This is a genomic window from Limnohabitans sp. MMS-10A-178, from assembly GCF_003063375.1.
Classification (GTDB): Bacteria; Pseudomonadota; Gammaproteobacteria; order Burkholderiales; family Burkholderiaceae_C; genus Limnohabitans_A.
In genome coordinates, this window is the sequence record NZ_NERY01000002.1 from 523,406 (window position 1) to 549,568 (window position 26,163).

Annotated in this window: 22 protein-coding genes; 7 read left to right on the forward strand and 15 right to left on the reverse strand. The window is 50.6% G+C overall.

Annotation, left to right across the window (positions count from 1 at the left end; genetic code table 11):
- Positions 1–25 precede the first annotated feature (25 nt).
- Complete coding sequence (gene dnaG, locus B9Z32_RS11445) at positions 26–2,053, forward strand: DNA primase (RefSeq protein ID WP_108421624.1); 2,028 nt, start codon at positions 26–28, stop codon at positions 2,051–2,053.
- 272 nt (positions 2,054–2,325) lie between these two features.
- Positions 2,326–5,037, forward strand: a complete 2,712-nt coding sequence (rpoD, locus tag B9Z32_RS11450) for an RNA polymerase sigma factor RpoD (RefSeq protein ID WP_233248263.1) — start codon at positions 2,326–2,328, stop codon at positions 5,035–5,037.
- Between the two features lie 127 nt (positions 5,038–5,164).
- Here the strand turns inward: rpoD and B9Z32_RS11455 are convergent, their stop codons facing one another.
- The 3 genes from B9Z32_RS11455 to paaZ form a co-directional block, all read right to left on the reverse strand.
- Entirely contained in the window at positions 5,165–5,620 is a 456-nt protein-coding gene (locus tag B9Z32_RS11455; RefSeq protein ID WP_108421533.1) for a hypothetical protein, read from the reverse strand.
- Positions 5,621–5,645: 25 nt separating this feature from the next.
- Entirely contained in the window at positions 5,646–6,353 is a 708-nt protein-coding gene (locus tag B9Z32_RS11460) for a TerC family protein (RefSeq protein ID WP_108421534.1), read from the reverse strand.
- 298 nt (positions 6,354–6,651) lie between these two features.
- Positions 6,652–8,697 carry a phenylacetic acid degradation bifunctional protein PaaZ gene (gene paaZ, locus B9Z32_RS11465; RefSeq protein WP_108421626.1) on the reverse strand — a complete coding sequence of 682 codons (2,046 nt, stop codon included), beginning with the start codon at positions 8,695–8,697 and terminating at the stop codon, positions 6,652–6,654.
- Between the two features lie 170 nt (positions 8,698–8,867).
- Between paaZ and soxX the strand changes: the two genes are divergently transcribed.
- Together soxX and soxA are read left to right on the forward strand one after the other, a co-directional pair.
- A complete protein-coding gene (gene soxX, locus B9Z32_RS11470) occupies positions 8,868–9,254 on the forward strand; it encodes a sulfur oxidation c-type cytochrome SoxX (RefSeq protein ID WP_146179486.1) in 387 nt (128 codons plus the stop codon).
- Between the two features lie 185 nt (positions 9,255–9,439).
- Positions 9,440–10,114 carry a sulfur oxidation c-type cytochrome SoxA gene (soxA, locus tag B9Z32_RS11475; protein ID WP_158268210.1) on the forward strand — a complete coding sequence of 225 codons (675 nt, stop codon included), beginning with the start codon at positions 9,440–9,442 and terminating at the stop codon, positions 10,112–10,114.
- Here the strand turns inward: soxA and B9Z32_RS11480 are convergent, their stop codons facing one another.
- Genes B9Z32_RS11480 through B9Z32_RS11515 form a run of 8 tightly spaced genes read right to left on the reverse strand, consistent with a single transcriptional unit; the run spans position 10,115 to position 17,373 of the window.
- Positions 10,115–11,119: an aldo/keto reductase gene (locus B9Z32_RS11480; protein ID WP_108421537.1), complete on the reverse strand. Its 1,005-nt coding sequence runs from the start codon at positions 11,117–11,119 to the stop codon at positions 10,115–10,117.
- 52 nt (positions 11,120–11,171) lie between these two features.
- Positions 11,172–12,131: a Gfo/Idh/MocA family oxidoreductase gene (locus B9Z32_RS11485; RefSeq protein ID WP_108421538.1), complete on the reverse strand. Its 960-nt coding sequence runs from the start codon at positions 12,129–12,131 to the stop codon at positions 11,172–11,174.
- Between the two features lie 22 nt (positions 12,132–12,153).
- A complete protein-coding gene (locus B9Z32_RS11490; protein ID WP_108421539.1) occupies positions 12,154–13,017 on the reverse strand; it encodes a class III extradiol dioxygenase subunit beta in 864 nt (287 codons plus the stop codon).
- A 2-nt stretch (positions 13,018–13,019) separates the two neighbouring features.
- Positions 13,020–13,460 carry a protocatechuate 4,5-dioxygenase subunit alpha gene (gene ligA, locus B9Z32_RS11495; RefSeq protein WP_108421540.1) on the reverse strand — a complete coding sequence of 147 codons (441 nt, stop codon included), beginning with the start codon at positions 13,458–13,460 and terminating at the stop codon, positions 13,020–13,022.
- A complete protein-coding gene (locus tag B9Z32_RS11500; protein WP_108421541.1) occupies positions 13,460–14,377 on the reverse strand; it encodes an amidohydrolase family protein in 918 nt (305 codons plus the stop codon). The genes ligA and B9Z32_RS11500 overlap by 1 nt, the downstream gene beginning before the upstream one ends.
- Positions 14,378–14,415: 38 nt before the next feature.
- The gene (gene ligK / locus B9Z32_RS11505) at positions 14,416–15,099 is read right to left on the reverse strand and encodes a 4-carboxy-4-hydroxy-2-oxoadipate aldolase/oxaloacetate decarboxylase (protein WP_304598443.1); all 684 of its coding nucleotides are present in this window, start codon (positions 15,097–15,099) and stop codon (positions 14,416–14,418) included.
- A 51-nt stretch (positions 15,100–15,150) separates the two neighbouring features.
- Positions 15,151–16,179, reverse strand: a complete 1,029-nt coding sequence (locus B9Z32_RS11510; RefSeq protein WP_108421627.1) for an amidohydrolase family protein — start codon at positions 16,177–16,179, stop codon at positions 15,151–15,153.
- A gap of 51 nt (positions 16,180–16,230) precedes the next feature.
- A complete protein-coding gene (locus tag B9Z32_RS11515; protein ID WP_108421543.1) occupies positions 16,231–17,373 on the reverse strand; it encodes a 4-oxalomesaconate tautomerase in 1,143 nt (380 codons plus the stop codon).
- A gap of 134 nt (positions 17,374–17,507) precedes the next feature.
- Here B9Z32_RS11515 and B9Z32_RS11520 point away from each other — a divergent pair, with 134 nt between their 5' ends.
- Positions 17,508–18,419 (forward strand): LysR substrate-binding domain-containing protein, encoded by a 912-nt coding sequence (locus tag B9Z32_RS11520; RefSeq protein ID WP_108421544.1) that lies wholly within the window; start codon positions 17,508–17,510, stop codon positions 18,417–18,419.
- 28 nt (positions 18,420–18,447) lie between these two features.
- On the opposite strand, the gene B9Z32_RS11525 is transcribed toward B9Z32_RS11520, so the two are convergent.
- Both B9Z32_RS11525 and B9Z32_RS11530 read right to left on the reverse strand, forming a co-directional pair.
- Positions 18,448–19,386 carry a tripartite tricarboxylate transporter substrate binding protein gene (locus B9Z32_RS11525; RefSeq protein WP_108421628.1) on the reverse strand — a complete coding sequence of 313 codons (939 nt, stop codon included), beginning with the start codon at positions 19,384–19,386 and terminating at the stop codon, positions 18,448–18,450.
- A gap of 40 nt (positions 19,387–19,426) precedes the next feature.
- Positions 19,427–20,458, reverse strand: coding sequence for an aromatic ring-hydroxylating dioxygenase subunit alpha (locus B9Z32_RS11530; protein WP_108421545.1), 1,032 nt, complete (start codon positions 20,456–20,458; stop codon positions 19,427–19,429).
- Positions 20,459–20,660: 202 nt separating this feature from the next.
- Here B9Z32_RS11530 and B9Z32_RS11535 point away from each other — a divergent pair, with 202 nt between their 5' ends.
- Positions 20,661–21,512 (forward strand): fumarylacetoacetate hydrolase family protein, encoded by an 852-nt coding sequence (locus B9Z32_RS11535; RefSeq protein WP_108421546.1) that lies wholly within the window; start codon positions 20,661–20,663, stop codon positions 21,510–21,512.
- An 11-nt stretch (positions 21,513–21,523) separates the two neighbouring features.
- On the opposite strand, the gene B9Z32_RS11540 is transcribed toward B9Z32_RS11535, so the two are convergent.
- Together B9Z32_RS11540 and B9Z32_RS11545 are read right to left on the reverse strand one after the other, a co-directional pair.
- Positions 21,524–22,486 carry a nitronate monooxygenase family protein gene (locus B9Z32_RS11540; RefSeq protein ID WP_108421547.1) on the reverse strand — a complete coding sequence of 321 codons (963 nt, stop codon included), beginning with the start codon at positions 22,484–22,486 and terminating at the stop codon, positions 21,524–21,526.
- A gap of 3 nt (positions 22,487–22,489) precedes the next feature.
- Positions 22,490–24,169, reverse strand: coding sequence for an AMP-binding protein (locus tag B9Z32_RS11545; RefSeq protein ID WP_108421629.1), 1,680 nt, complete (start codon positions 24,167–24,169; stop codon positions 22,490–22,492).
- 301 nt (positions 24,170–24,470) lie between these two features.
- On the opposite strand from B9Z32_RS11545, the gene B9Z32_RS11550 reads away from it, so the two are divergent.
- Positions 24,471–26,162 (forward strand): M14 family metallopeptidase, encoded by a 1,692-nt coding sequence (locus tag B9Z32_RS11550; RefSeq protein WP_108421548.1) that lies wholly within the window; start codon positions 24,471–24,473, stop codon positions 26,160–26,162.
- Position 26,163 lies beyond the last annotated feature (1 nt).

Below are 26,163 nucleotides of genomic sequence, written 5' to 3' on the forward strand. Positions count from 1 at the left end.
CCCTAACTTGGGCCAAAATACGGACGTGGCCATTCCTCAGTCTTTTATTCAAGAACTTCTCTCCCGCGTTGATGTGGTGGAAGTTGTTGGCCGCTATGTCCAATTGAAAAAAGGTGGCGCCAACTTGATGGGGCTTTGCCCCTTTCACGGCGAAAAATCACCCAGCTTTACAGTCAGCCCCACCAAACAGTTTTTCCATTGCTTTGGCTGTGGCAAAAATGGCAATGCCCTTGGCTTTCTCATGGACCATGCGGGCATGACCTTCATTGAAGCCGTGAAAGATTTGGCTCAACAAACGGGCATGACGGTTCCCGAAGACGATCTCTCACCGCAAGACAAAGCAAAGGCTGCTGCGCAAAAACAAAAGCAAACCAGTATGAGCGACATGTTGGAAAAAGCGGCCAGCGCTTATCAACAACAACTCAAAATTGCGCCCAATGCAGTGGCTTATTTGAAGGGGCGTGGCTTGTCAGGGCAAATTGCCAAACGATTTGGCTTGGGTTACTCGCCTGAAGGCTGGCGCAGTTTGGCCAGCGTATTTCCCAACTACGATGACCCACTTTTGGCTGAAAGTGGTTTGGTGATTGTCAACGAAGAAGATGGCAAACGATACGATCGGTTCAGGGACCGGGTGATGTTTCCAATTCGAAACATCAAAGGTGAGTGCATTGGCTTTGGTGGGCGTGTGATGGGGGACGGCACCCCCAAATACTTAAACTCTCCTGAAACGCCTGTCTTTCACAAAGGACGCGAGCTTTATGGTTTGTTTGAAGCGCGCGACAGCATTCACAGCGCAGGCTATGTCTTGGTCACTGAGGGCTACATGGATGTAGTGGCTTTGGCGCAATGGGGCTTCCCCAATGCAGTTGCAACGCTTGGCACCGCTTGCACGCCAGACCATGTTCAAAAGCTATTTCGTTTTACTGATTCCGTCGTCTTTGGTTTTGATGGTGACGCGGCTGGCCGAAGAGCCGCTCGAAAAGCCCTCGATGGCGCTCTGATATACGCAACCGATGTTCGAAGCATAAAATTTTTGTTCTTGCCTCAAGAACATGACCCCGACAGTTTCATCCGAGAAAAAGGCTCAGAGGCCTTCTCTGTTGCCGTCACCAATGCCACGCCTCTGTCTAAGTTTTTAATTGAAGTTGCATCAGAAGGATGCGATTTGAATTCAGCCGAAGGACGAGCACGTCTTTCTAGCAACGCCAGCCCTCTCTGGCGCGCCCTCCCAGATGGCGCTCTCAAGCGTCAACTTCTCTCAGAATTGGCGCAATTGATTCAGCTTGATGCGGCAGAGCTGGCTGGGCTTTGGCTTCAACAAGCAGAAGCTTCTGCAACCCGCAGTAAGCCCCGAGGTACGGCGTCCACCGGGCAAGCAAACGGTTCAATGACATCGCCATTGATGGCCAGCCAAGGATCCCATTCAGCCTATGATCCAGAGGGCATGCCCTCGCCCTTTGAACCACCTAAAAGCCAGGCCTATCAAAAATCCTCGCGTGCTCGCCCCGACGGTAAAACTTGGCAGAAAGATTCCAATGGCAAATGGCGGCTGCTCAGCCGTACAGATGCTCTTCAAGCATCCGATCTAGGACCCAGAGTCCAGCCTGCAAGCAGAGCAGACCATGCGGTCAGACTCATTCTCACCAACATGGCCCTGTGGGACGGTTTATCTGCTGAAGACCACTCATTGCTGTCCCATTTACCCGGCCAGCATGGCGACATCATGCGGTGGGTTGAAAGTCAATTTCTGGATCATGGCCCTCTCGCTTGGGGAACTTTAAAAGCTGAATTGCAACATTTAAGTTTTTCCAGCTTGGCTGACAAGCTCATGGAGTCCCATGCCCCTAGCCAACCAGAAGGACAAATCGAAATGGAGCCTGGGGAGGCCCACAAAGAACTGCGGCTACTTCTTAACCTGATGCTCATTGACCAACTCAAAGAGTTGGAAACTGTCGCCCTGCAGAATGCTGAAAGTTTGCAAAGCCCAGAGGCTTTTCAAAAGTGGCGAGAAATCCATCAGCGGCGTAGAACCCTCATGAACGCTCAAAATTAGTTGTTTTTGAACCCTATTTCGGTATAATCCACTTTTCCAAGCAAGAGCGACAGCAGCACCTCCGGACCCGGCCACCGCCACAGCGCACCTCCCTCCATGGGAAAGGCCCAACTACCGCAAGGACTGCATTCCAAATGTTCGCCCACACATCTTGCTTACAAGACCTTGCAATTTAGCCACCTGACCTCAGGTGCTTGTTTGCATTTCCTCTCGCGCCAGAAGTTTGTGGCGCAGCGTTTGTTTCCATTCAGTTTGAAGTATTGAGGTCCATCATGCCCGCTCAAAAGCCGAAGAAGCCCGTTAAAACACAAGCCACGTCTGGCGCAAAAAAACCTGTTAAGCCTGTTGCAAAGCCAACTGCCAAGCCTGCCAGCAAACCTGTGTCTAAGCAAGTTTCTAAATCAGCATCTAAAACAGCTCCAAAATTAGCTCAAAAACCGGCTTCAAAGCCAGTTTCCAAAGCAACAACCAAAACAAGTCCGGTGAAAGCCAAAGCTCCAGTCAAATCACCTGCCAAAACACCGGCCAAACCAACTGCCAAATCGCCCATCAAAGCCGCTCCTAAAGCAGTGGTCAAGACTGCCGCTAAACCAGTTGTCAAACCAGTTTCTAAATCAGTTGCCAAACCCGTAGCCAAGGCAGTCACACCGGCCAAGAAAGCCAGTTCAGTGCCTGCATCTAAAAAACCAATCGCCGTCAAAGCGCCTGCTAAATCTCCCATCAAGGTCGCAAAACCGGAAGCGCCAAAAGCTAACGTAAAAGCTAATGCGAAAGAAAACGTAAAAGGCAATCCTAAAGTCATTGCCAAAGCAAGCGACAAAAAGCCATCCAAGCAAGAAGACAAAACGCCTACAGACGACAAAGCTGCAGCGGTCAAACCAGCCAAAACAAGTGCACCTGAATCAGATCTCAAACCATCTGGTGCCAAGCGTGGCCGTAAACCGAAAGCAGATGCGGCCCCCATTGAGGAAGATTTGAGCGACATCGAAGACGACTTGGTGGGTGAGCCTGTTGCCGAGTCAACAGAGAAGGTCAAACCCCTTCGCATGAAAATCAGCAAGGCCAAAGAGCGCGCCTTGATGAAAGAGTTTGGTTTGGACGAAACTGTTTTGTCTGAAGAGGACATGGCCAAGCGCCGTCAACGCCTCAAAGCGCTGATCAAATTGGGCAAAACGCGTGGTTACCTCACCCACGGCGAAATCTCTGACCACTTGCCTGACAAGTTGGTCGACGCTGAAACCTTGGAAGTGGTAATTGCCACTCTCAATGATTTGGGTGTAGCGGTATATGAGCAAACGCCTGATGCTGAAACCCTGATCATTACTGACAACGCGCCCACAGGCTCTACAGAAGAAGAAGCCGAAGAAGCCGCTGAAGCTGCGCTGTCCACGGTTGACAGCGAATTTGGTCGCACCACTGATCCTGTTCGCATGTACATGCGCGAAATGGGCACCGTTGAATTGCTCACCCGTGAAGGTGAAATTGAAATCGCCAAGCGCATTGAAGGCGGCTTGATGGACATGATGACGGCCATCAGCGCCTCGCCTGCCACCATTGCTGAAATTCTGCGTCTTGCTGGCGAAATTCGCGAAGGCAAAGTGGTCATTTCCACGGTTGTCGATGGCTTCTCGAACATCAATGAGGCCGACGACTATGTGGCCGAAGAAGACTTCGACGAATTTGATGAGTCTGACGATGACGATGGCAAAGGTGGCTCCAAAGCACTCACCAAGAAGTTGGAAGAACTCAAAAATCAAGCCCTAGAGCGCTTTGATCGCATCACAGAACTCTTCGAAAAAGTTCACAAAATCTCTGCCAAAGAAGGCTGGGGCACTCCCGCTTACTTCAAGGCACAGAAGGAATTGTCCGAAGAATTGATGACCATCCGTTTCACGGCCAAGACCATTGAGAAGCTTTGCGACATGGTGCGAGGTCATGTTGACGATGTGCGCAAGAAGGAACGTGAACTGCGCCGCATCATCGTCGACAAATGCGGTTACCCCCAAGATCAGTTCATTGCTGAGTTCAGTGGCCGTGATAAAAACAACCAGCGCATTGCCTCTCATTTGCTTGATTTAAAGTGGATTGAAAAACAATCTGCCGCAGGCAAACCTTGGAGTGCGGTGATGGGTCGAAACATCCCGCCAGTCCAAGACTTGCAGCAGAAACTCACCGATTTGCAAACTCGCGTGGTGGTGCCTTTGGATGAACTCAAAGACATCAACAAGCGCATGAATGCAGGTGAGCGCGCTTCTCGCCATGCCAAAAAGGAAATGATCGAGGCCAACTTGCGTTTGGTCATTTCCATTGCCAAAAAATACACCAACCGCGGTTTGCAGTTCCTCGATTTGATTCAAGAAGGCAATATTGGTTTGATGAAGGCGGTCGATAAGTTTGAATACCGTCGTGGTTATAAGTTCTCCACTTATGCCACATGGTGGATTCGCCAAGCCATTACTCGCTCTATTGCAGACCAGGCTCGCACCATCCGAATTCCGGTTCACATGATCGAAACGATCAACAAGATGAATCGTATTTCGCGCCAGCATTTGCAGGAATTTGGCTTTGAGCCCGATGCCAGCATCTTGGCAGAAAAAATGGAAATTCCAGAAGACAAGATTCGCAAGATCATGAAGATTGCCAAAGAGCCAATCTCCATGGAAACACCTATCGGTGACGACGATGACAGCCACTTGGGCGACTTCATTGAAGACAGCGCCAACACAGCGCCTATCGATGCAGCCATGCAAGCCGGTTTGCGCGATGTGGTCAAAGATATTTTGGACAGTCTCACACCGCGCGAAGCCAAAGTGCTGCGCATGCGTTTTGGCATTGAAATGTCAACCGACCACACCCTGGAAGAAGTGGGCAAGCAGTTTGATGTCACGCGTGAACGCATTCGCCAAATTGAAGCCAAAGCACTTCGCAAGTTGAAGCATCCTAGCCGTAGCGACAAGCTGCGCAGTTTCATCGACACGATGTAAATTGACGGCTCAAGCCATCCAATATACAAAAGAACGAACGAAGGAACAATCAATCAATCGTTCGTTCATCCATAAAAAAAGCCTTCTAGTTGTTTGACTAGAAGGTTTTTTTGTAAAGCGAGTCGATTTATTCGCTGGCCATCACAATGGCTGCACTCATTGCCAACACACCGCCTGGCAAACTCAAGTTGGACTTTTCTTGCGCTTGCTCTGGGGTGACGGAGTCCAAGTTGACTGACAATTTTGGACGGCGTACATCAACCACTCTTGCCAAACCAACTTCACCCTTAATTTGCTTGGTGAACTCAGCGAGGGGGCCTTGAACTGTTCTCACAGAAACTTTGTGACCCACAGCATCTAGCAAGTGAACAAGTGCTTCCGTATTTTCACGGGTCCATTCTTGACGCCATTTGTTTTGGGCTGTTCGCGTGAGCCATCGCCCAGTATGGCGATTCAACCTGGGCGGACACCCAATCAAAATCCAATTTGCTTCGGTAGCTTGTGACCCACTGGCTGGCAGCATTGGAACGATTTGTTGGAGTGCATATTGCTTGTCGTCGATGTAAACAATGAATGTTTCCATTTTCTTGTCTCCTTGTTCCAAAACTTCAAGCGGATGGCGTCTCAGGTGTCTCTTTCTCCTGACGTTTGCTCGTCCACCAGCCAAGTCCTAGAACACCGACTATGGCCACACTGTAAGTAGCGATGCGGGCTATGAGGTTAATCGTCTCACCACCGTCGAACACAGGGTCTAGCAACTTTTCGTTGATGACCATCTGAGCAGCTGTGAAAGCCAACACGGCAGCACCCAATTGAATGATCACGGGAAATCTTTCTACCAAGCGCAAAACCAATTTGCTACCGAAAACAACAATTGGAATGCTGATAAGCAGGCCAAGGACCACCAGCGTAAAGTCGCCATTGGCGGCTCCGGCTACGCCCAATACATTGTCGACACCCATCAGTGCGTCGGCCACAATGATTGTTTTCATGGCGCCCCAAAAAGTGGTGGCGCTAGGGCCTTCGTGTTCGCCATCCGAGGTGTCAGCGATGAGCTTGTAGGCAATCCAAAGCAGGCCAAGACCACCCACCAACATGAGACCTGGAATTTTAAGTAGCCAGACAACACCAACTGTCATGGCAGAGCGAACCACAATGGCACCCACAGTGCCCCAAATGATGGCTTTGTTTTGATGTTCTGGGGGGAGGTTACGCGCTGCCAGCGCGATCACAATGGCGTTGTCGCCAGCTAAAACCAAATCAATGAGAATGATGGCCAGCAATGCTGACCACCACGGGGCTGAAAACAATTCCATGAAAGACCTTCAATAACGATCCGAACAAGCTGCCGCGTCAAAAAAAACGACAACGGCAACACGAGAGATCGAAGGTCTTGCTTTGCTTGTTATGAATCAGTTATATGCCCAACAAACCGGAAGTAAAACTCCGTAATGACGATTTGTTGATCTCTTCGTGCGCCTGACGGCTGAACTGAGCACGAAGAAATTGAGCTACTCCCCAACGATCACAGAATTAGAATTCATGTGAGCTTTTATTTAAATTCGGCTTCAATTTAGGCCTAGTTTTTTTAGGGGAATTAACAGAATTCGCAACTCATCCCTTTTTGGCAACCAAAGTCAAAATGTCGTAGCTGGCAACCAATTCTTTGTCTTGGTTGGTCACTTCCACGTCCCAAGCTACAACCCCCTGCCCTTGCCCGTTGGCGTCTTTTTTGTTGCGGTCAATTTTACGTTTGCAAGTGAGGCGTACTTGAATACTGTCACCCAAGCCCACAGGCTTGACAAAACGCAGGGTGTCTAAGCCGTAGTTGGCCAAGACAGGCCCCGGTTCGGCCACCACAAACAAGCCTGCTGCATCAGACAAAACCAAATAGCCGTGGGCGATGCGTTTGCCAAATGCGGAAGCTTTGGCGGCTGCGTCGTCAAAGTGCATGTAGAACATATCGCCTGTGAGGTCGCCAAATGCTTTGACGTCTTCCTCACCAATGATCTTGGTGGCTGTCAGCAAGGATTCGCCAATTTGCAATTCTTCAAAGTAACGCTTGAAGGGATGCGTGCCAGTTTCAATTACTTTGGCACCGCGAGCGTATTCGCGCGTGATGGCCGTTAACATGGTGGGAGATCCTTGAACTGCAGCACGTTGCATCATGTGCGTCACTGCGCGAATACCCCCCAACTCTTCGCCACCACCGGCGCGACCAGGGCCTCCGTGCTTAAGGGATGGCAATGGTGAACCATGGCCCGTTGATTCTCCAGCAGACTCTCTGTCGAGCACGTGAAGACGGCCGTGGTTGGCCGCCAAACGAGGTACCACTTGCGCTGCCACGGCTGGCGTCTTGGTCATCAAAGAGCCTACCAAGCTGCCCTTTCCGCGCTTGGCCAAGGCCATGGCCTCCTCCATGCCGTCATAGGGCATGAGAGTGCTCACAGGTCCAAAGGCTTCAATGTCGTGAATGCTGTCGGTGCTCATGGGCTTTTGGCACAGAAGCAAAGTCGGTTGGAAGAAAGCGCCATTGACCACGCCCTCGCCTACCAAATTGAAATGGGCGTCACCGCCAAATACCATTTCAGCGCTTTGACGCAGCATGGCCACTCGCTCAGCAACGTCTGACTGCTGCGACTTAGAGGCCAAGGCGCCCATCTTCACGCCTTCTACAGAGGGGTCGCCCACCACCACTTTGGCTAGACGGGCTTTGATTTTTTCAGCTACAGCGTCCAAGTGTTTGCGCGGCACAATGGCGCGTCGAATGGCGGTGCATTTTTGCCCGGCTTTGACGGTCATTTCTCGCACTACTTCCTTGACGAACAAATCAAACTCTTCATCGTCAGGTGTGACGTCATCAGCCAAGATAGCGCAATTCAGAGAGTCGGCTTCGGCATTGAATGGAATGCTGTTGCGAACCACATTGGGATTCACCCGCAGCTTGGCAGCAGTGTCTGCAGAGCCGGTGAAAGTGACCACGTCGGCCACATCCAAGCGATCAAGCAAATCACCGGTGCTTCCAATGACCAACTGCAAAGCGCCCTTTGGCAAGATGCCAGATTGGTCGATCATTCGAACCAAGGCCTCGGTCAGGTAGCTGGTGGCCGTAGCGGGCTTGCCGATGCAAGGCATACCAGCCAAGAAAGTAGGTGCAAATTTTTCCAACAAGCCCCAAACTGGAAAATTGAAGGCATTGATGTGAACTGCCACACCTCCTCGGGGAACCAAAATATGAGTTCCAGCGAAAGTATTTTTCTTACCCAGAGAGGCCACCGGCCCTTCGTGAATCAAATTGCCACTGGGCAATTCACTGGCGGCCATACCGGCATAGGCAAACAAAGTGCCCGTACCGCCCTCAATGTCGACCCAAGAGTCAACGCGCGTGGCGCCAGTGTGGGCGGAGATGGCATACAGCTCTTCTTTGCGTTCTACCAAATACTTGGCCAATGCCCTGAGCGCAGAGGCACGTTGCTGAAAGTCCAGAGCCAGCATGCCTTGTAAGCCCGTAGTGCGACCATATTGCAGAGCCTCCTCAAAATCTAGGCTTTCAGCGTGGGAGAAAGCGACTTCTTTGCCGTTGATGGCACTGTGAAGGGGTTGTGCGGCTTGCGATCCGATCCAACGGCCTGAGACAAAACTTTGGAGAATGGTTGTCATGGGGGTGCCCTCAAGGAACTGCATTAATTACAAAAACAAGCAGTTTGGTTGTCAAAATCAATTAGCCGACCGCTTGGACTGGAAATATTATGCATGTTTTATCAATTCAAATCGGCCTATAGCATTACGGGTAAACCCTTGATTTGATCAATCAAGCCACAATTCTCAATATGAAATTGCTTTATTCGAGCTTCATTTATGTATGCCTATTTGTATGGGGGCTAAGTTCAACAGCTTCAGCCGAACAGGCATCGCGTTCGCCCTGGGCCTATGAATACATGACCAACCCACAAAAAGGCAATTGCATTGCTTGTCACGACTTGCCCGGCCTATCTGGGCTCACAAGCAATTTTGGCCCCAACCTAAAGGGAGTGGGTGCCAAATGGAGCCGAGACGATTTGGTGCGCTGGGTGAGTGATGCCAGAACCATCAAGCCCGACACGCTCATGCCACCTTATGGCAACCATCAAGGTTTGGTGAAAGTCAATCCCACACGCAAAGTTTTAACGGCAGAAGAAATCAAACACGTGGTTGATTTGCTGCAAACATGGCGATAGATCACTGAATGGTCATGACCTTTGTCTTACGTACCAAAGCAATTGCCTTCAAGCATTGCCTAATGCTTTCTGCTTGCGGGCTTTCTGCTTGCGGGCTTTTTACGTTTTGGGCATTTTGGGCGTTTTGGGCTCAGAACGCATGGGCCACTACCTCTTCAGAGCATCAACTCAGTGGCAATCATTTTTTGAGTCCCTCACTCAAATCCATGCAAAGCGATGCCAGTCTGAATCCAGTCAGCCTGTGGTTAGACCAAGGGCGCAATTTATGGGGCAGCGCACCAGACAAACAATCTTGCTATCAATGCCATGGCGATGTGCAGACACTCAAGTTAGCGGCCCCACAGCATCCCAAATGGTCTGCGCGTTTGAATCGACTGGTTAACTTGGAAGATCAAATCGTTTCATGTTCTGAGAGAACCAGTCGCCCACTCAGAGGCTTGGAAAACCCTGACGTCTTGGCACTCAGCGCATTGCTTCACAAGAGCAGTCAAGGCCTGCCGTTTAAGGTGAGTGCGCCGCCAAATCATGCACAACAATGGCAAACCGAATTGAATGCGGGTGCCCAGTTGTTTACCACGCGCAAAGGTGCCATGAACCTGGCTTGCACGCACTGTCATGATCTGAATATTGGCAAACAAATGCGCGCAGACATTGTTTCACCCGGGCACCCTACTGGATTTCCTATTTTCAAAATGAGTTGGCAAAGCATGGGCTCAATTGACAGACGCCTGCGCGCATGTTTTTCTGGTGTTCAAGCTGAAGTCCCTGCCCCAGGCAGCATCGAACTCAGACGCTTGGAATTGTTTTTGAAATCAAGATCGCAAGGCTTGCCCATCGATGGGCCTTCCCTTCGTCGCTAGTTACTCAAAAACTTCGGTATCGACTTCGGCGTTGGATTGGGCACTGTAGCGATTGCCTTGAACAGTTTTCTCATTGATCAAGGCGTTTAATTGAGTGATGATTGAATCACTCAGCCGAATATCAGAGGCACCTAAATTATCTAGCAGGTGCGGCACACTGGTGGTGCCAGGAATAGGAATGATGTGCGGTGCCTTGTGCAACAGCCAAGCCAAAGCCAGCTGCGCTGGCGAACAACCCGCCTCATTGGCCAAGTTCTGGTAAGGCGCAAACAATTTGAAATTGGCGGCGTAATTCTCGGGTGTAAATCGCGGCATGCCTTTTCGGATGTCTTTCGCATCCAATGTGGCCATGTCCAAAGGACCGCACAAAAAGCCTCTGGCCACTGGACTGAAAGCCACAAAGGTGGTGCCCAGTTGTTCGCATGCCTGTAGCACTGCGATTTCTGGATTGCGCGTCCACAAAGAGTATTCAGTTTGTACCGCTGCGATGGGATGCACCGCATGCGCTTTGCGCAAAGTACCGGCAGAAACCTCCGACAAACCGATGCTTTGAATTTTGCCTTGACGCACCAAATCACTGAGCGCACCCACGCTGTCTTCAATGGGCACTTTTTTGTCCCAACGGTGTAAGTAATACAAATCGATCACATCGGTTTGCAGTCGTTTGAGGGCATCTTCACAAGTCTTTCGAATGGTTTCGGGCCGACCATCGATGACACGCACCAATTTGCCATCGCCATTCAGATCGACACCCGCCATGCCGCATTTGCTGGCCAGGGTGAACTTTTGGCGGTGCGACTTGAGAAATTTTCCCACCAAGCTTTCGTTGGTGCCAAAGCCGTAGAGCGCAGCAGTATCGAATAAGGTGACCCCAGCGTCTAGAGCTGAAAGCAATACCCGTTCTGCTTGAGCTTCTGAAACGGGGGCGCCATAGGCGTGGCTTAAATTCATACAGCCTAACCCAATTTCACTGACTTGGAAGGGTCCGAGTTTTCTGTTTTTCATGATGTGAGCAGGTGTGAAGTTTGAGCCGAAAGTGTCTGGGTGCCGATTGGTTTCAAGCAGCGTTGAGCTGCAACTCTAATTGATGCAAAACTTTGTAGCACGGTAGAACTTGAGCCACACTGGCATTGGGTTCTCGGCCTTCTTTGATGGCTGCAAAGAACTCTCGATCTTGCAACTCTATGCCGTTCATTGAAACATCCACTTTAGAAACGTCAATTTGCTCTTCTTTGCCTGTGTACAAATCGTCGTAACGGGCCAGGTAAGTGCCTGTGTCACCAATGTAGCGGAAGTAAGTACCCAATGGACCGTCGTTGTTGAATGACAAGCTCAGAGTACAAATGGCGCCATTGGCAGCTTGCAACTGAATGCTCATGTCCATGGCGATGCCCAATGTGGGGTGAATAGGCCCCTGAACCGCATTGGCTTTGACAATGGGGCTACCCGCTTGGTATGCAAATAGATCGACTGTATGGGCTGCATGGTGCCACAGCAGATGGTCTGTCCAACTGCGTGCTTGGCCCAAAGCGTTCATATTGGTGCGGCGAAAGAAGTAAGTTTGAACATCCATTTGTTGAATGTTGAATTCGCCTGCTTTGATTTTGTGGTTCACCCACTGATGGCTTGGATTGAAACGTCGTGTGTGGCCGCACATGGCCACTCTCCCAGCTTGTTTGGCCAAGCGAACCACTTCCTCCGCATCCTTCCAGCTGTCTGCCAAAGGGATTTCTACCTGAACGTGCTTTCCTGCATTCAAACAAGCGATGGTTTGAGACGCGTGCATCTGGGTTGGCGTGCACAAAATCACGGCATCGACTTCTGGCAATGCCAGGCTGGCAGCCAGATCCGTGGTGACATGACCAATGCCGTACTTGGTGGCAACTTCCTTGGTTTTTTCCAATTCACGACCAACCAGGGAGACCACTTCAACGCCATCGATGTTCTTGATGCCATCCAAGTGCTTAATACCAAATGCACCAGCACCTGCCAAGGCAACTTTGATTGTTTTCGACATATTATTTTTCCTTCTTACCCATTTAATTTTCTAAGATGACATGGCCCACTGCTGTATTTGAAGCGGGCACATGATAGAAACGGTGTTTGAGCGTGGGTGCCTTGCCCCCTGCAACATCGTTCATGGCCCCGCGGGCAATGAGCCACATTACCAATTCAATGCCCTCACTGCCAGCTTCTCGGACATAGTCCATGTGCGGTATGTCGGCCGCGGCTTGAGGATCGTTGATCAGTTTGTCTAGAAACGCTTTGTCAAATTCTTTGTTGATGAGGCCCGCACGCGCACCCTGAAGTTGGTGGCTCATGCCGCCCGTGCCCCAAATGTGAACATTGATGTCTTCGTCATAACTTTCGATGGCTTTGCGAATGGCTTTGCCTAAGTTGAAGCAACGCTGGCCACTGGGAACAGGGTACTGCACCACATTGACTGCAAAAGGAATGACCGGACAAGGCCATTCAAATTTTTCAGCGGGAGGCTGGCCACACATTAGCGACAAAGGCACTGTGAGGCCATGATCGACGTCCATTTTATTGACGATGGTGAGGTCAAAGTCTTGTTGGATCACAGACTGTGCAATGTGCGAAGCCAATTCGGGATGCCCTTTGACCACAGGCACAGGACGGGGGCCCCAACCCTCATCGGCTGGCTGAAACTTTTCTGCCGTGCCTATGGCGAAGGTTGGAATGAAGTCCAAGCTGAATGCGGTAGCGTGATCGTTGAAGACCAAGAAAATAACATCTGGCTTGTTTTCTTGCATCCATTGTTTGCCATATTGGTAACCAGCAAAAAGCGGTTGCCAATAGGGTTCTTGGGTTTTACCCAAATCCAATGCGGCGCCAATGGCCGGAACATGCGATGTGAAGACGGAGGCTGTGATTTTGGCCATGATCAGTTGACTTTCTTACCGGCAGCGCCTTGAGGTTGATTTTGTGCTTGAGCATCACCGTTCTCTCCCACAAAGCGGTTGCCTTCGACAGAGCGCCCGCCATTGATCATCATGTTGCGATACTCCTCCTCTGTCATTCCGGTCATAGAGCCCGCCATTTGTTGAAAACTCTTGCCATCTGTTGCGCCAATTTTGGCCAAGAAGTAAATGTTGCCCCCAGTGCGCATGCACCAGTTCAGATCACGGGCCAACACGGCCAGTTTTTGCTCTTCGGTCATGTCCCACTCGTCCAAATAGGCACGTTCGTTGGCTTTGAATCGCTCACGATTATCAGCTTTCATGAGTGACATGCAAAACTGGTTAAGCCAATATCCTTTTCGACTTTGATCAGCATCGAAAATGATGGTGCCAGGTACATCAAGGTAAGGTTTGTCCAGGGCCATTAAATTTTCTCCTCTGGCCAGTAAAGGCGCATGGGATTGTCGACCAATAATTTTTGCTGCAACGCTGGCGTGGTGGCAATGTGCGGAATAAAGTCAACCAAGAGACCATCGTCGGGCATGTGCTTTTTCAAATTGGGATGCGGCCAGTCGGTTCCCCAAAGCACACGGTCTGGAAATTCTTCCACAATGGCTTTGGCAAATGGCACCACATCTCGGTAAGCATTTTGCTCACCATTCAAGGCAGGTGCACCCGTGGCAGACAAGCGCTCTGGGCATGTCACTTTGCACCAAACATGGGGGTGCTCGCGCATGAACTTTAAAAACAATTGAAATTGAGGCCCATCGACAGGCAGTTTCACATCGGGCGTGCCCATGTGATCGACCACCACCACGGTGGGAAGACCTGTGAAGAAGTCCCACAGTTCAGGCAAATCGACAGCTTCGAAATAAATGACCACATGCCAGCCTAGCTTGCCAATGCGGCTTGCAATTTCCATGAGTTCTTCTTTGGGCGTGAAGTCAACCAGGCGCTTGATGAAATTAAAGCGCACGCCGCGAATACCAGCCTCATGCATGGCTTGCAATTCTTCATCTGTGACACTGCGCTTGACCGTTGCAATGCCACGAGCCTTGCCGTTTGAATGGCGCAATGCGTCCACTGTGGCGCTGTTGTCTGTGCCATGGCAAGTAGCGCCCACCACAATGTTGCGCGAAAAACCCAAGTGATCGCGCAGTGCATAGAGTTGTTGCTTGGATGCATCGCAAGGCGTGTACTTGCGTTCAGCCGCATAAGGAAACTCTGCACCAGGGCCAAACACGTGGCAATGTGCATCTACCGCGCCTGCGGGAAGTTTGAACTTGGGTTTGCTGGGGTTGGCGTACCAATCAAGCCAGCCAGGGGTTTTTTGAAATTCCATCTTTGACACTGTTTATTTGTAAAAATATAGCGAAGCCATCAATCGATGTACTTCAAGCCCGCTTTGGCCAATGGCTCGCGCATGTTGTACATGTCGAGTCCCAAAATGCCTGCAGCCAATTTGGCGCGTTTCTCACCTTCATTGGCTTCGCGGGCTTCAGCCGCGTCAGCCACCTTTTGTGCCCATGTTGCAGGCACCACCACCACACCATCGTCGTCAGCCACAATGGCATCGCCAGGGTTCACATGAACCCCTGCGCACACCACTGGAATATTCACTGAGCCGAGTGTTGCTTTGATAGTACCTTTGGCACTGATGCCCTTGCTCCATACTGGAAAGCCCATTGCAGTGAGTTCACGCACATCGCGAACGCCTGCGTCAATCACCAAGGCTTTGGCACCACGCGCCATGAAAGAGGTTGCCAATAAATCGCCAAAAAAGCCGTCGCAATTGTCTGCACTGAGAGCAGCCACCACGATATCGCCGGGTTGAATTTGCTCAGCCACAACGTGCAACATCCAATTGTCGCCGGGGTGCAAAAGCACTGTCACGGCCGTTCCAGAGACGGGGGCCCCGCTGTAAATTGGACGCATGTACCTCTGCATCAGGCCCACACGCCCCATGGCTTCATGCACTGTGGCCGAGCCAAAGCGGCCGAGCTTATCTACTGCAGTTTTGTCTGCGCGAGTGATGTTGCGTTTCACAATTCCGAGTTCTGTCATGTTCATTCCAATTTCTAAATAGTGAGTGAAATGTCTTTGGCTGTTAGGTGCTCAAAGTCCCTTGGCCTTCAAATGTGCATCCAGTCTTGGGAACACATGACGCGTGTTGCCTTCATAAATTTTGTAACGCTGTTCTGCATTCAAGATGCTCGAAGATTCAATGTAGCGCTTGGTGTCGTCATAGTAGTGGCCAGTTTCTGGATCAATGCCTCGCACAGCACCAATCATTTCAGACGCAAACAAAATGTTCTCAACAGGTATCACTTTGGTCAACAGGTCAATGCCTGGCTGGTGATAGACACAGGTATCAAAGTAAATGTTGTTGAGCAAATGTTCTTGCAATAGCGGTTTTTTCAATTCTTGCGCCAAACCGCGAAAGCGACCCCAGTGGTATGGCACCGCACCGCCGCCATGGGGAATCAGAAATTTAAGGGTGGGAAATTCTTTGAACAAGTCAGACGTCAAGCACTGCATAAATGCGGTGGTGTCTGCGTTCAAATAGTGTGCGCCGGTGGTGTGAAAACAGCTGTTGCAGCTGGTACTCACGTGAATCATGGCTGGAATGTTGTATTCCACCATTTTTTCGTAAATAGGGTACCAGTGTTTGTCACTCAAAGGTGGCGATGTCCAATGGCCGCCAGAGGGGTCTGGGTTGAGATTGATGCCCACATTGCCATAGTCCTTCACGCAGCGCTCCAACTCTGGAATACAGGTGGCTGGGTCAACCCCAGGCGATTGCGGCAACATGGCGACCGGTACAAAGTGGTCTGGAAACAGCTGGTTCACTCGGTAGCAAAGTTCATTGCAAATGGCAGCCCATGTTGAGGATGTATTGAAATCGCCAATGTGATGCGCCATGAAACTTGCACGAGGACTGAACAAGGTCAAATCAGATCCGCGCTCCTTCATCAAACGCAATTGGTTGGTCTCAATCGACTCGCGCAACTCGTCGTCACTGATTTTGAGGTCGGCCACTTTAGGACCCAGCTCAGGCGTATTCAAGTTGGCAATCTGCGCAAGTCGCCAGCTTTCTAGAGCCTTAGGGGCTGTGGTGAAGTGGCCATGACAATCAATGATCAAGGGGTTTTGCTGACTCATGAAGATATCCAATGGAAAAATGAATTGATAAGTTTATGCAACTGCTGGAGTCCACAAGGACGCAGGCACCATGGCCTCGCCTCGCATGAGCAATCGAGCTGTTCTCAAGAGCGCTGCCTGTTTGACATGCTGACCGCCGGGTAAATGAGGCGCAGGCTCTGTTTGCAAAGCAACACTGAACTCGCCAGTGGGGTGTTCCACCGAAACGTTTTTGGTAGCGCCTTCTGGCATGACGGCTATGCCATCGCACACAGAACCCTCGAGCACGCATGCAGTACCTACCGTGACGGCAGCCAGAACACCAATGGCGTCGTGACACACATGAGGAATGAAGCTGCGTGTGCTCAAGGCGCCACCGTTTTGCGGCGGCGCTATGAGCGTCATTTTGGGATAGTTCTTTTGGCTTACATCGCCCAAGCCCATGAGCAAGGACACCTGGATTCGCAATGCTTCAATCTTGGTTTTCAAATCTGTATCGGCATTCATCTCGGCTACCGACTCATAGCCGGTTCGGCCAACATCAGAAGCCTTGAAAATGACCAAGGGCATGCCGTTGTCAATGCATGTGACATCCAAAGTGAAGGGAGTGAAACCTTGGCCAGTCACGGTCAAGGTGTCTTTGACCTTACCCGTTGGCAACAGCCCAGAACAAACCGAACCTGCAGTGTCCAAGAAATTAATGACAACTGGCGCTGAAGTGCCCGGTGCACCATCAATGCGAGCATTGCCTTCGTATTGCACCAAACCGCCCCTGGTATCGACGGTAATGTCGCACTGCATGTTGGTGTTCAAAGTCAACACTCGATAGGTCGATTGATCTCCCTGCGCTTTGACCATGCCCGTTTCAAGCGCAAATGGCACCACAGCCGCCAACATATTGCCGCAGTTGGGCGTGGTATCGACCGTGTCTTTGTCGGGCTGGAGCTGAGCAAACAAAAAATCAAGTGCAACGCCAGGCACAGAACTTTGGCTCACGATGCCCACTTTGCTGGTGAGCGGGTGTGCGCCGCCCAAACCATCGATTTGCCTTTTGTCTGGCGACCCCATGGCCGCCAACAACACTTTGTCTCTCAGAGCGGTGTCTGATGGCAAATCGTCTGCTTTGTAAAACGGGCCCTTAGACGTGCCACCCCGCATTAACATGCATGGAACCGCAGTTTGAGAAGAAGGTTTCATGGTCTGAATCAAATGAATAAAGTTTTGAGGCTGGCTTATTTTCTAATTGAGTGCTACTTTGAACTAGCTACTACAGCCACTACCAGATATAACAATTATGCATAAGCAAAGCCCTGTTATGGCAAAATTAAAGGATGGATCTCAAGCAAATTGAATATTTTGTGCGCGTGGCCGAAATGGGAAGCTTTACCCGAGCAGCCATTGCGCTCAATGTGGCACAACCTGCTTTGAGTCGCCAAATTAGATTGCTGGAAGTTGAGTTGCGACAAAATTTACTCAAACGCAATGGACGCGGCGCCAGCCCCACCGAAGCGGGCTTGCTGCTTTTAGAGCATGGCCGAGGCATCTTGCATCAAGTTGAACGTGCCCAAGAAGACCTAGCCCGAGCTCGCAGCGGCTTGAGCGGCCGAGTTGCACTGGGACTTCCGCCCAGCGTGGCAAGGGTTTTGACAGTGCCACTGACACGCGCGTTTAGAGAAAAAATGCCTGAAGCACAGTTGTCTATCAGCGAAGGCTTGACCACGGCCATGCAAGAAAGCCTGTTGAACGGCAGGCTTGACATTGCCCTGCTCTACAACATGAAAGCCACTGCAGGATTGGAGATTTCGCATCTGGTGCGAGAAGAGTTGTGGCTGGTTCAAAGACGGCCGCCCGGTCTTCAAGAAGACCCACCGCCACCACCCGTCCATTTAAAAGATGTTGCCAAACTGCCCTTGGTCATTCCAAGCCGACCCAATGCCATCCGGATGCACGTGGAATCAGAAATGGCCGCCCTAGGCACCCGACCACGCATTGCCTTGGAAATTGATGGGGTGACGGCCATCTTAGATTTGGTAGCAGATGGTGCAGGTTGCGCCATTTTGTCGCGCAATGCGGTGATGCGCTCAATCAACCCATCCGCCTTTTCAACACGACCCATTTCAAACCCCCAACTCAGTATTGAGTTGAGTTGCGTGGTGAGTTCACAAAGACCCAGCACACTCACTCAGCAAGCAACGCTTCACTTAATTCGCGAAACTGCAATGCGTTTGTTAGAGTCTGTGTAGGCTTGAAGCCAGAACTAAACCGTATGACTCACTGTTTGGGAATGCCTGCACGCTGAATGACTTCACCCCAACGCTTGGTCTCACTGCTTAACAAATCGGCAGCCTGCTGAAGGCTACCAGGCTGAGGGTCGACATTCATGTCCAATAGTTTTTTGCGAACATCAGGCGAATTCAAAACATTTTGAATTTCTTGATTCAATTTTTGGACAACGTCGCGCGGTGTTTTGGAGGGTACCGCAAGTGCATTCCAAGAAGCGGCATACAGATTTCTAATTCCTGCTTCTTTGGCTGTGGGTACTTGCGGCAATGATGCTGCGCGCTTATCGCCTGTAACAGCCAAAGCACGCAATGCTTGACCTCTGATTTGTGGCAACACTGGCGCCAAGATTTCAACAGCCAAATCGACCTGACCACCGCGCAAAGCGGTAAGCACAGCGGGTGTGCCGTTGAACGGCACAACCTGCGCATCGATGCCAGCCGTGGCTTTGAACAGTTCAGCAGCCAGGTGCTGTGTACTGCCGACATTGATACTGCCAATATTCAACTTGCCAGGATTGGCTTTGGCAAAGTTAAGCAGGTCTTGCAAACTGGTGAACTTAGATTCTTGCGGTACCACAATGGCAATGTCAAAAGTACCCAGCACCGACAAGGGTGTTAAATCTTTTTCAGCGTCGTAGGGCAGCGTTTTGAAAAGCCCCGCGCTCACAGCGGTGGCATTCGACATCAAAAGCAAGGTGTAACCATCGGGGGCAGATTTGGCCACAGCATCCGTGGCCACGACACCGCCTGCGCCAGGCTTGTTTTCAATGACAATGCTTTGACCTAAATTTTCACCCAGTTTTTGCCCAACTGTGCGCGCAGTGAGGTCGGCCACTCCGCCCGCTCCAAAGGGCACCACAATTTTGATGGGTTTGTTGGGATATGCAGCTTGGCTGAATGCACTGCAAGACCCCACAAACAGCAACATTGCCCATACCCATTTGACCCACAAAGATGGTTGTTTCATTTCACGCTTCCTTTTCCAATGCCAATAACCGATCAATCACCCGACGCGACATCACACCCCCAGCGTCGATTGACAATACTTTGAGTTTCCGTTCAGGGTTTGCCAATATATTTTTCTGTTGACGCTCCAGCATTTCCAGGTCTTCGCTGAAAATTTTTCCCTGACCTTCTTGAATGCGCGCTGTGAGCGCTTGATCTTGTGGTTTGAATTGTCTAACCATTCCCCAAAAATAATGGATGCTGGTATCTGTCTCAGGTGTGATGAAGTCAACCACCACGCTATAGGCTTTGTCTTTGGGATCGGCGTCGTAGCCACCCTTGCCCGCCAGTGCCACCCCCACTTCAATCATCACATGACTGGGAGGCGAAAAACGGCAAATTTGCCAGCGGTCTACTTTGGCATCGTCAGGCAAGTCATTGGCCCGCATGGCCATCTGCCAAAAAGGAGGCGCTTTGATACCCTCCATGAATCGACTGGTAACCACTGTGTTGCCTTCCGTGATGGTGCGGCTGGGGGTTTCGTCAATTTCAGTTTGCCCAATGCTGGTGGCATGCACATAGGTTTCGTGTGTAAGGTCCATCAAGTTGTCGATCATCAGGCGATAGTCGCAGGCGATGTGATAGTGCCCTCCCCCGTATGCCCAAGCTGGATTTTCAAACCATTCAAAGACTGGCAATTTGTCGATGTTGGCTTTGGCAGGGTCTCCGGGCCAAACCCATACAAAGCCATACCGCTCAATGACAGGGAAACTTTTGACCGGTTCAAATCCGCGGACATTGTGCCCAGGCATGCTGACGGTATGACCATCGCATCCCATGGTGAGGCCGTGATAGCCACAGACCAAATGCCCATTGCAAACACGGCCTAATGACAAAGGGGCACCTCTGTGCGGACAAAAATCTTCGACCGCCGACACACGATTTTCGAGTCCTCTGAAAAAAACCATGGACTCATTGCATATTTTTCTGCCCAAAGGCTTGTCGGTAATTTCTTCAGCTCGGCAGGCTACGTACCATTCATTTTTGAGAAACATCCCATCTCCTTCAAAGTGACTTCACCTGAAATCCAGCATGATCATTCTTGTCCTTGATTTTATACGGCATCGCTTGGCGCGGGGTTAGCACTTTGCAGTATGAATGGTTTTCATAAGGCCGCGAATGAAACTCCGATTGCCGCCACCGTGAGCTTCAAAACAAGCACAATATCGGTTTTATCCCCAACCAGGAAATTGTTCCATGAGACTTATTAGCTTCTTGCTCAATCACACCGCATGCTATGGCGCAGTTCACGGCAATAAAGTTTTAAACCTCACGCCCATTTTGGGTGCTGAAGCGCCCGATCTAAAAACATTGATTGCAAAAAAAATGCTAGACAAAGCAGCAGAGGCATTGCGTCAACACACACCTGATTTGATTTTTGAAGATCTGTCCTTGTTGCCGGTCATTCCGAATCCAGAAAAAATCATGTGCGTGGGTTTGAACTATCACGATCATGTCAAAGAAACTGGCCGCGATCTCACCGAAAAACCCGCTATTTTCTCGCGCGTTAATTCTTCGCAAGTAGGCCATGGCCAAGACATCATGCGCCCGCCAGAATCACATCGCCTTGACTATGAAGGCGAGATTGCCATCATCATTGGTGAAGGCGGACGCCGTATTTCCGAGGCTGACGCATGGAATCACATTGCTGGCTATTCTTGCTACAACGATGGTTCAGTGCGCGATTGGCAAAATTTCACCACCCAGTGGACTGCAGGTAAAAATTTCTGGCGTACGGGTGGCTTTGGTCCTTGGATGGTCACTGCCGATGAGATCAAACCCGGTCAAACAATGACACTCAGCACTCGACTGAATGGGGTTGAATTGCAGCGTGCCACGACCGACATGATGATTCACAGTATTCCGCGTCAAATCGCTTACATCTCAACATTCATTCCACTAGAACCCGGCGATGTGATTGTGAGTGGTACGCCTGGCGGAGTGGGAAATAAGAGAACCCCCCAACTCTTCATGAAGCCAGGTGATGTTGTCGAAATTGAAGTTGATGCAGTGGGTATCTTGCGCAACACCATCAAGGACGATGTTTGAGATTTTGAAAATCAGTTGAAAGCGAAATGGTTGTTGTGAGCCATTCGGCCCATCTGGCTTGAAATGGCCATAAACTCTGCCACGGTATCGTCGATGATTGCCTTGGCAGTTTTCACCGAATCAATAAGGCCCGCAGACTGCCCAGCCAATGCTGGCGCTGCTTCCATGTCGCCTTTGAAATAAACATTCAAGATACCTTTCATGTCGTCAAACGACATGATCCCTTGTTCATGGATGGCCTGTGTTCGTTCCGATTTGAGGGCTCGTATGCACGGAGTCGATTTGGTGTTGAGCATCCAAGTGCCTGTTTCTTTTGAATTGACAATGGCATTTTTAAAATTGTCATGGACAGGACTCTCCGCGCAACTGACGAAGCGTGTTCCCATTTGAATTGCTTCAGCGCCCAATGCAAAAGCAGCGGCCATGCCTCTGCCATCACAGATGCCGCCAGCTGCAATCAAGGGCACGTCAACCTTGGCCCGAATGGCTTGCAACAAAACCAGCGTTGATACGTCTTCGGGGTTTTTAAAACCGCCGCCTTCGGAGCCTTCAACCACGAGGCCATCAATCCCTGCATCGACGCATTTCATGGCAGCATCCACGGTGGGCACTGCATGGTAAACCGTGATGCCTGCATCCTTCAAAGGTTGAATGAATTTGGCTGGGCTGCCAGCGGAAGTGGTGACAAATTTCACACCCGATGCACACACAAATTTCAGCATGGCATCGTCTTTTAAAAACCGAATGGGCAAATTGACACCAAATGGCAAATTCAATTCGCGCATTTTTAGAATTTCAGCTTGGCAATTTTCTGTTTCGCCTGAAGAAGTTTCAATGATGCCAAGCCCTCCCGCTCTAGAGACAGCGGAAGCCAATTGAGTGCGCGCAATCCAACCCATGGGCGCTTGCAAGATAGGATACTTGGCACCTGTGTGTGCCAAGACTCGGTTGGTGTTTGAAATTGAGTGATTCATCCATCAAGCCCAAAACACACTGCCGGACTTTTCGTACCAGCTGGGCACTTTGCTTTCAACAGACGATTCAATGCGGCTGCGTTTGATTTTCATAGTGGGCGTAAGGTAGCCGTTCTCGATAGACCAAGCCTCATTGGCAATCACCAGCATGCGAAGCTTTTCGTAGTCTGCCAAATCTGCATTCACCTTAACCAGCCAATCGCTAAGCGCTTGTTCAACTTGAGCCCTGACTTCAGCGTCTTTGACTTTCGGACGAATGTCTTCCGCCAGCACCACCATGGCGTAGGGAGCCGACTGAGAGACGCCTGAGACAATACTCATCTCAATCATGGGATGCACATTGAGTTTGTTTTCAATGGGTGCAGGCGCCACATATTTACCCTTGGAGGTTTTAAAAATCTCCTTCAACCGTCCGGTAATTTTCAACAGGCCATCCGCGCGCTGTTGACCTTGATCGCCTGTCTTGAAAAAGCCATCTTCTGTAAAAGCTTCAGCATCCAAATCGGGCCGTTTGTAATAACCCACCATTTGTCCTGGTGATTTCAACTGAATTTCGCCTTCAGAGCTGATACGAGCTTGTACGCCATTTGCGGGGATGCCCACACTGCCTGGCTCATTGATTTCATTGGTGCAGTTGTGCGACCAGGCAAAATCCTCTGTCATGCCGTAGCCTTCCAAGAGGTTCAAGCCTAACTTGCGATACCAGACGATGAGTTCTGCTGGCAAGGGTGCAGAACCACTGCCCGCTGACACCACTTGATCCAAGCCAAGGCCTTGGAGAATTTTCTTTTTAACCAAACCTTTGACAATTGGGATGCTCAGCAACAAATCCAACTTGGCTGGCGGCATTTTGCTGAAAACACCTTGCTGAAACTTGAGCCACAAGCGCGGTACAGAAATGAAGAACGTGGGCCGTGCACGGTTTAAGTCTTGGATGAATGTGTCTAAGGATTCTGCAAAAAACACATGCGTATCTCCATGAGTCAAACTGGCTGACTCCACCCAAGCTCGCTCAAAAACGTGCGCTAAAGGCAAATAAGACAAGATTCGGTAATCTTTCAAATCACCAGCGCTGTCCATAATAGATTGACTCATTAACTCCGCAGTAACGGAGATACGCTCAAAGTTGTGCATCACACCTTTGGGTTGGCCTGTTGAGCCAGAGGTGTACATGATCATGGCCAAATCTTGAGGTGCCCGCGCGATGTCTCCCTGCAAGGGCGCTGTTTTTGCAACGATGTCATCCCACTTTGCAAATTGATTGGCAGGTGCCAAGGGGAATGCAATGCAAGGCAAAGAGGCCGGCACAGAAGGCGCTTGTTCGGCCCATGTATCCAATTTACCGACAAACAGCAGACTGGCTTCGCTGTGATCTAAAACGTATCGAACGGTCGCACCCAACTCGGTTGGAAAAATGGCCACCGTGGTGCAACCAGACATCCAAATAGCAAGCTCTGCCATGATGAAGTGTGCGCAATTTTTGGACAGAATGGCCACCCGGGCACCTGGCTCCAGGTTTTGAGCTTTGATGTAAGCCGCCATAGAACGCGCTTGCTTGAGGGTTTCGCGCCATGTGTAATCTATGACCTGGCCATTCCCAATGGGTTGCGTCATGTACACAAAATCTGGGCGATTTTTCTCGTGCGCCAGGACTTTCTCAAGAATCAATGCAGGTTTTGACATGCCAAACTTTCGTGGGTTGAACTCGCCCCTTTCACCAAAAACATGCAAGGGGCCAGTTGTGGTTAGAACTGATGACGGATTGTGAAGAGAATTGAAATCAATATCCGTCTTATTCGGGACTGATTGCCTAGGTTTTTCCCTGATAAGCCCCTCGTACATTCAAGGGATAAAAAGTGTGCGAATTCATTTCAACACCCGAAAGCCTTGTTATGCTGAGGACTTAATCTAGTCTCCACCCTGATCTACCCTCATCCACCCTCAATTCACCATGTCCTCAGCTATGTCCGATAAGAACCATCAGATGACACTCCCACGCCCCGACTTCGATCGTTTCTATAAACATCACGAACTCACAGAACTTCTGCATGCTTTTGCCACTGCGCGTCCTGACCTGGTAGAGCTGAGAGAGTTGGGAAGGAGCCATGAAGATCGCCCCATTTGGGTGCTTGTTTTGACTCGCAAGGCAAGCGGCGCTGACCAAGACAAACCAGCTTTTTGGGTGGATGGCAATATTCACGCGGCAGAGCTGACCGCCAGTACGGCTTGCCTTTATTGGTTGCACCATCTTTTGAGCAAAGACGGAATAGATGCCGGCGTGACCGAGTTGCTCAACACGCGCGCCATCTACTTGGTGCCTCGCTTGAACCCAGATGGTGCAGAACTGGCCTTGGCAGACAAGCCCAGACACATTCGTTCATCTACCCGCCCCTATCCATGGGACGAGCCCCATGTAGATGGTCTGACCATAGAAGACATGGACGGCGATGGCCGCATTTTGATGATGCGCATTCCCGATCCGCACGGCGGTTGGAAAGTTAACCCCGATGAACCTCGCTTACTCACACCCAGATTGCCTGGCGAGTTTGGCGGCCAGTATTACCGCGTCATGCCCGAGGGCAGTTTGCAGCATTTCGATGGCGTCAACATCAAGCCCAACCGAGACATTGAAGGCCTAGATCTGAACCGTAATTTCCCTGCTTATTGGCGTCAAGAACACGAACAAGTTGGCGCAGGCCCCTACCCCACCAGCGAACCTGAAGTGCGCGCCATGGTGGACTTCATTGCGAAGCACCCCAACATTGGTGCTGCAGTGAGTTTTCACACCCACTCGGGCGTTATTTTGCGACCTATGGGCACGCAAAGCGACGACGACATGACGCCTGAAGACTTGTGGATGATCAAGCGCATGTCAGACCTTGGCGCCAAGCTCACAGGCTATCCGGCTGTCAGTACCTTTCATGACTTCAAATACCATCCCAAAGAAATCATTACCGGTACGCAAGACTGGGTCTACGAACACCTGGGTGCCTTGTTTTGGACCATTGAAATTTGGGCGCCAAACAAAGAAGCCGGCATCACAGATTACGACTGGATTCATTGGTACCGTGACCATCCACCCGAAGACGATATCAAGTTGCTTAAATGGAGTGATGAAGTGTGTGGCGGCAATGCGCACGTCGACTGGTATCCTTACCAACACCCCGACTTAGGTGCAGTGGAATTGGGCGGCTGGGATCGAATGAACTACTGGCGCAATCCACCTGCGCATCTGCGCGAGCGTGAGGCAGCAAGGTTTCCAGCGTGGTTGAATCAGATCGCACTCACTTTGCCCAAATTGGAATTGCTGCACACCAAGGCAGAAAGTTTAGGAAATGGCCAGTGGCGCATTCAAATGGCAGTGGGCAATGCAGGCTACTTACCGAGCTATGTCACCAAGCGCGCACTCGAGAGGAAAACAGCAAGGCCTTGCACCTTTGAAATTGGTCTGCCTGAAGGGGCAACACTTCGAATGGGCAAACCGCGCATGGAAGGCCCCCAGTTAGAAGGCCACGCTGCCAGCAATTCGCTTCAAGCTTTTTTACCCAACAAAAATATCACTGGCGATCGGGCTTTGAACGAATGGATTGTGGAAGCACCAGCAGGCACCGTACTCAACTTGACAGCGCATGCCGCAAGGGCAGGCACTGTCAGAACTTCTATTACCTTGAAATAAC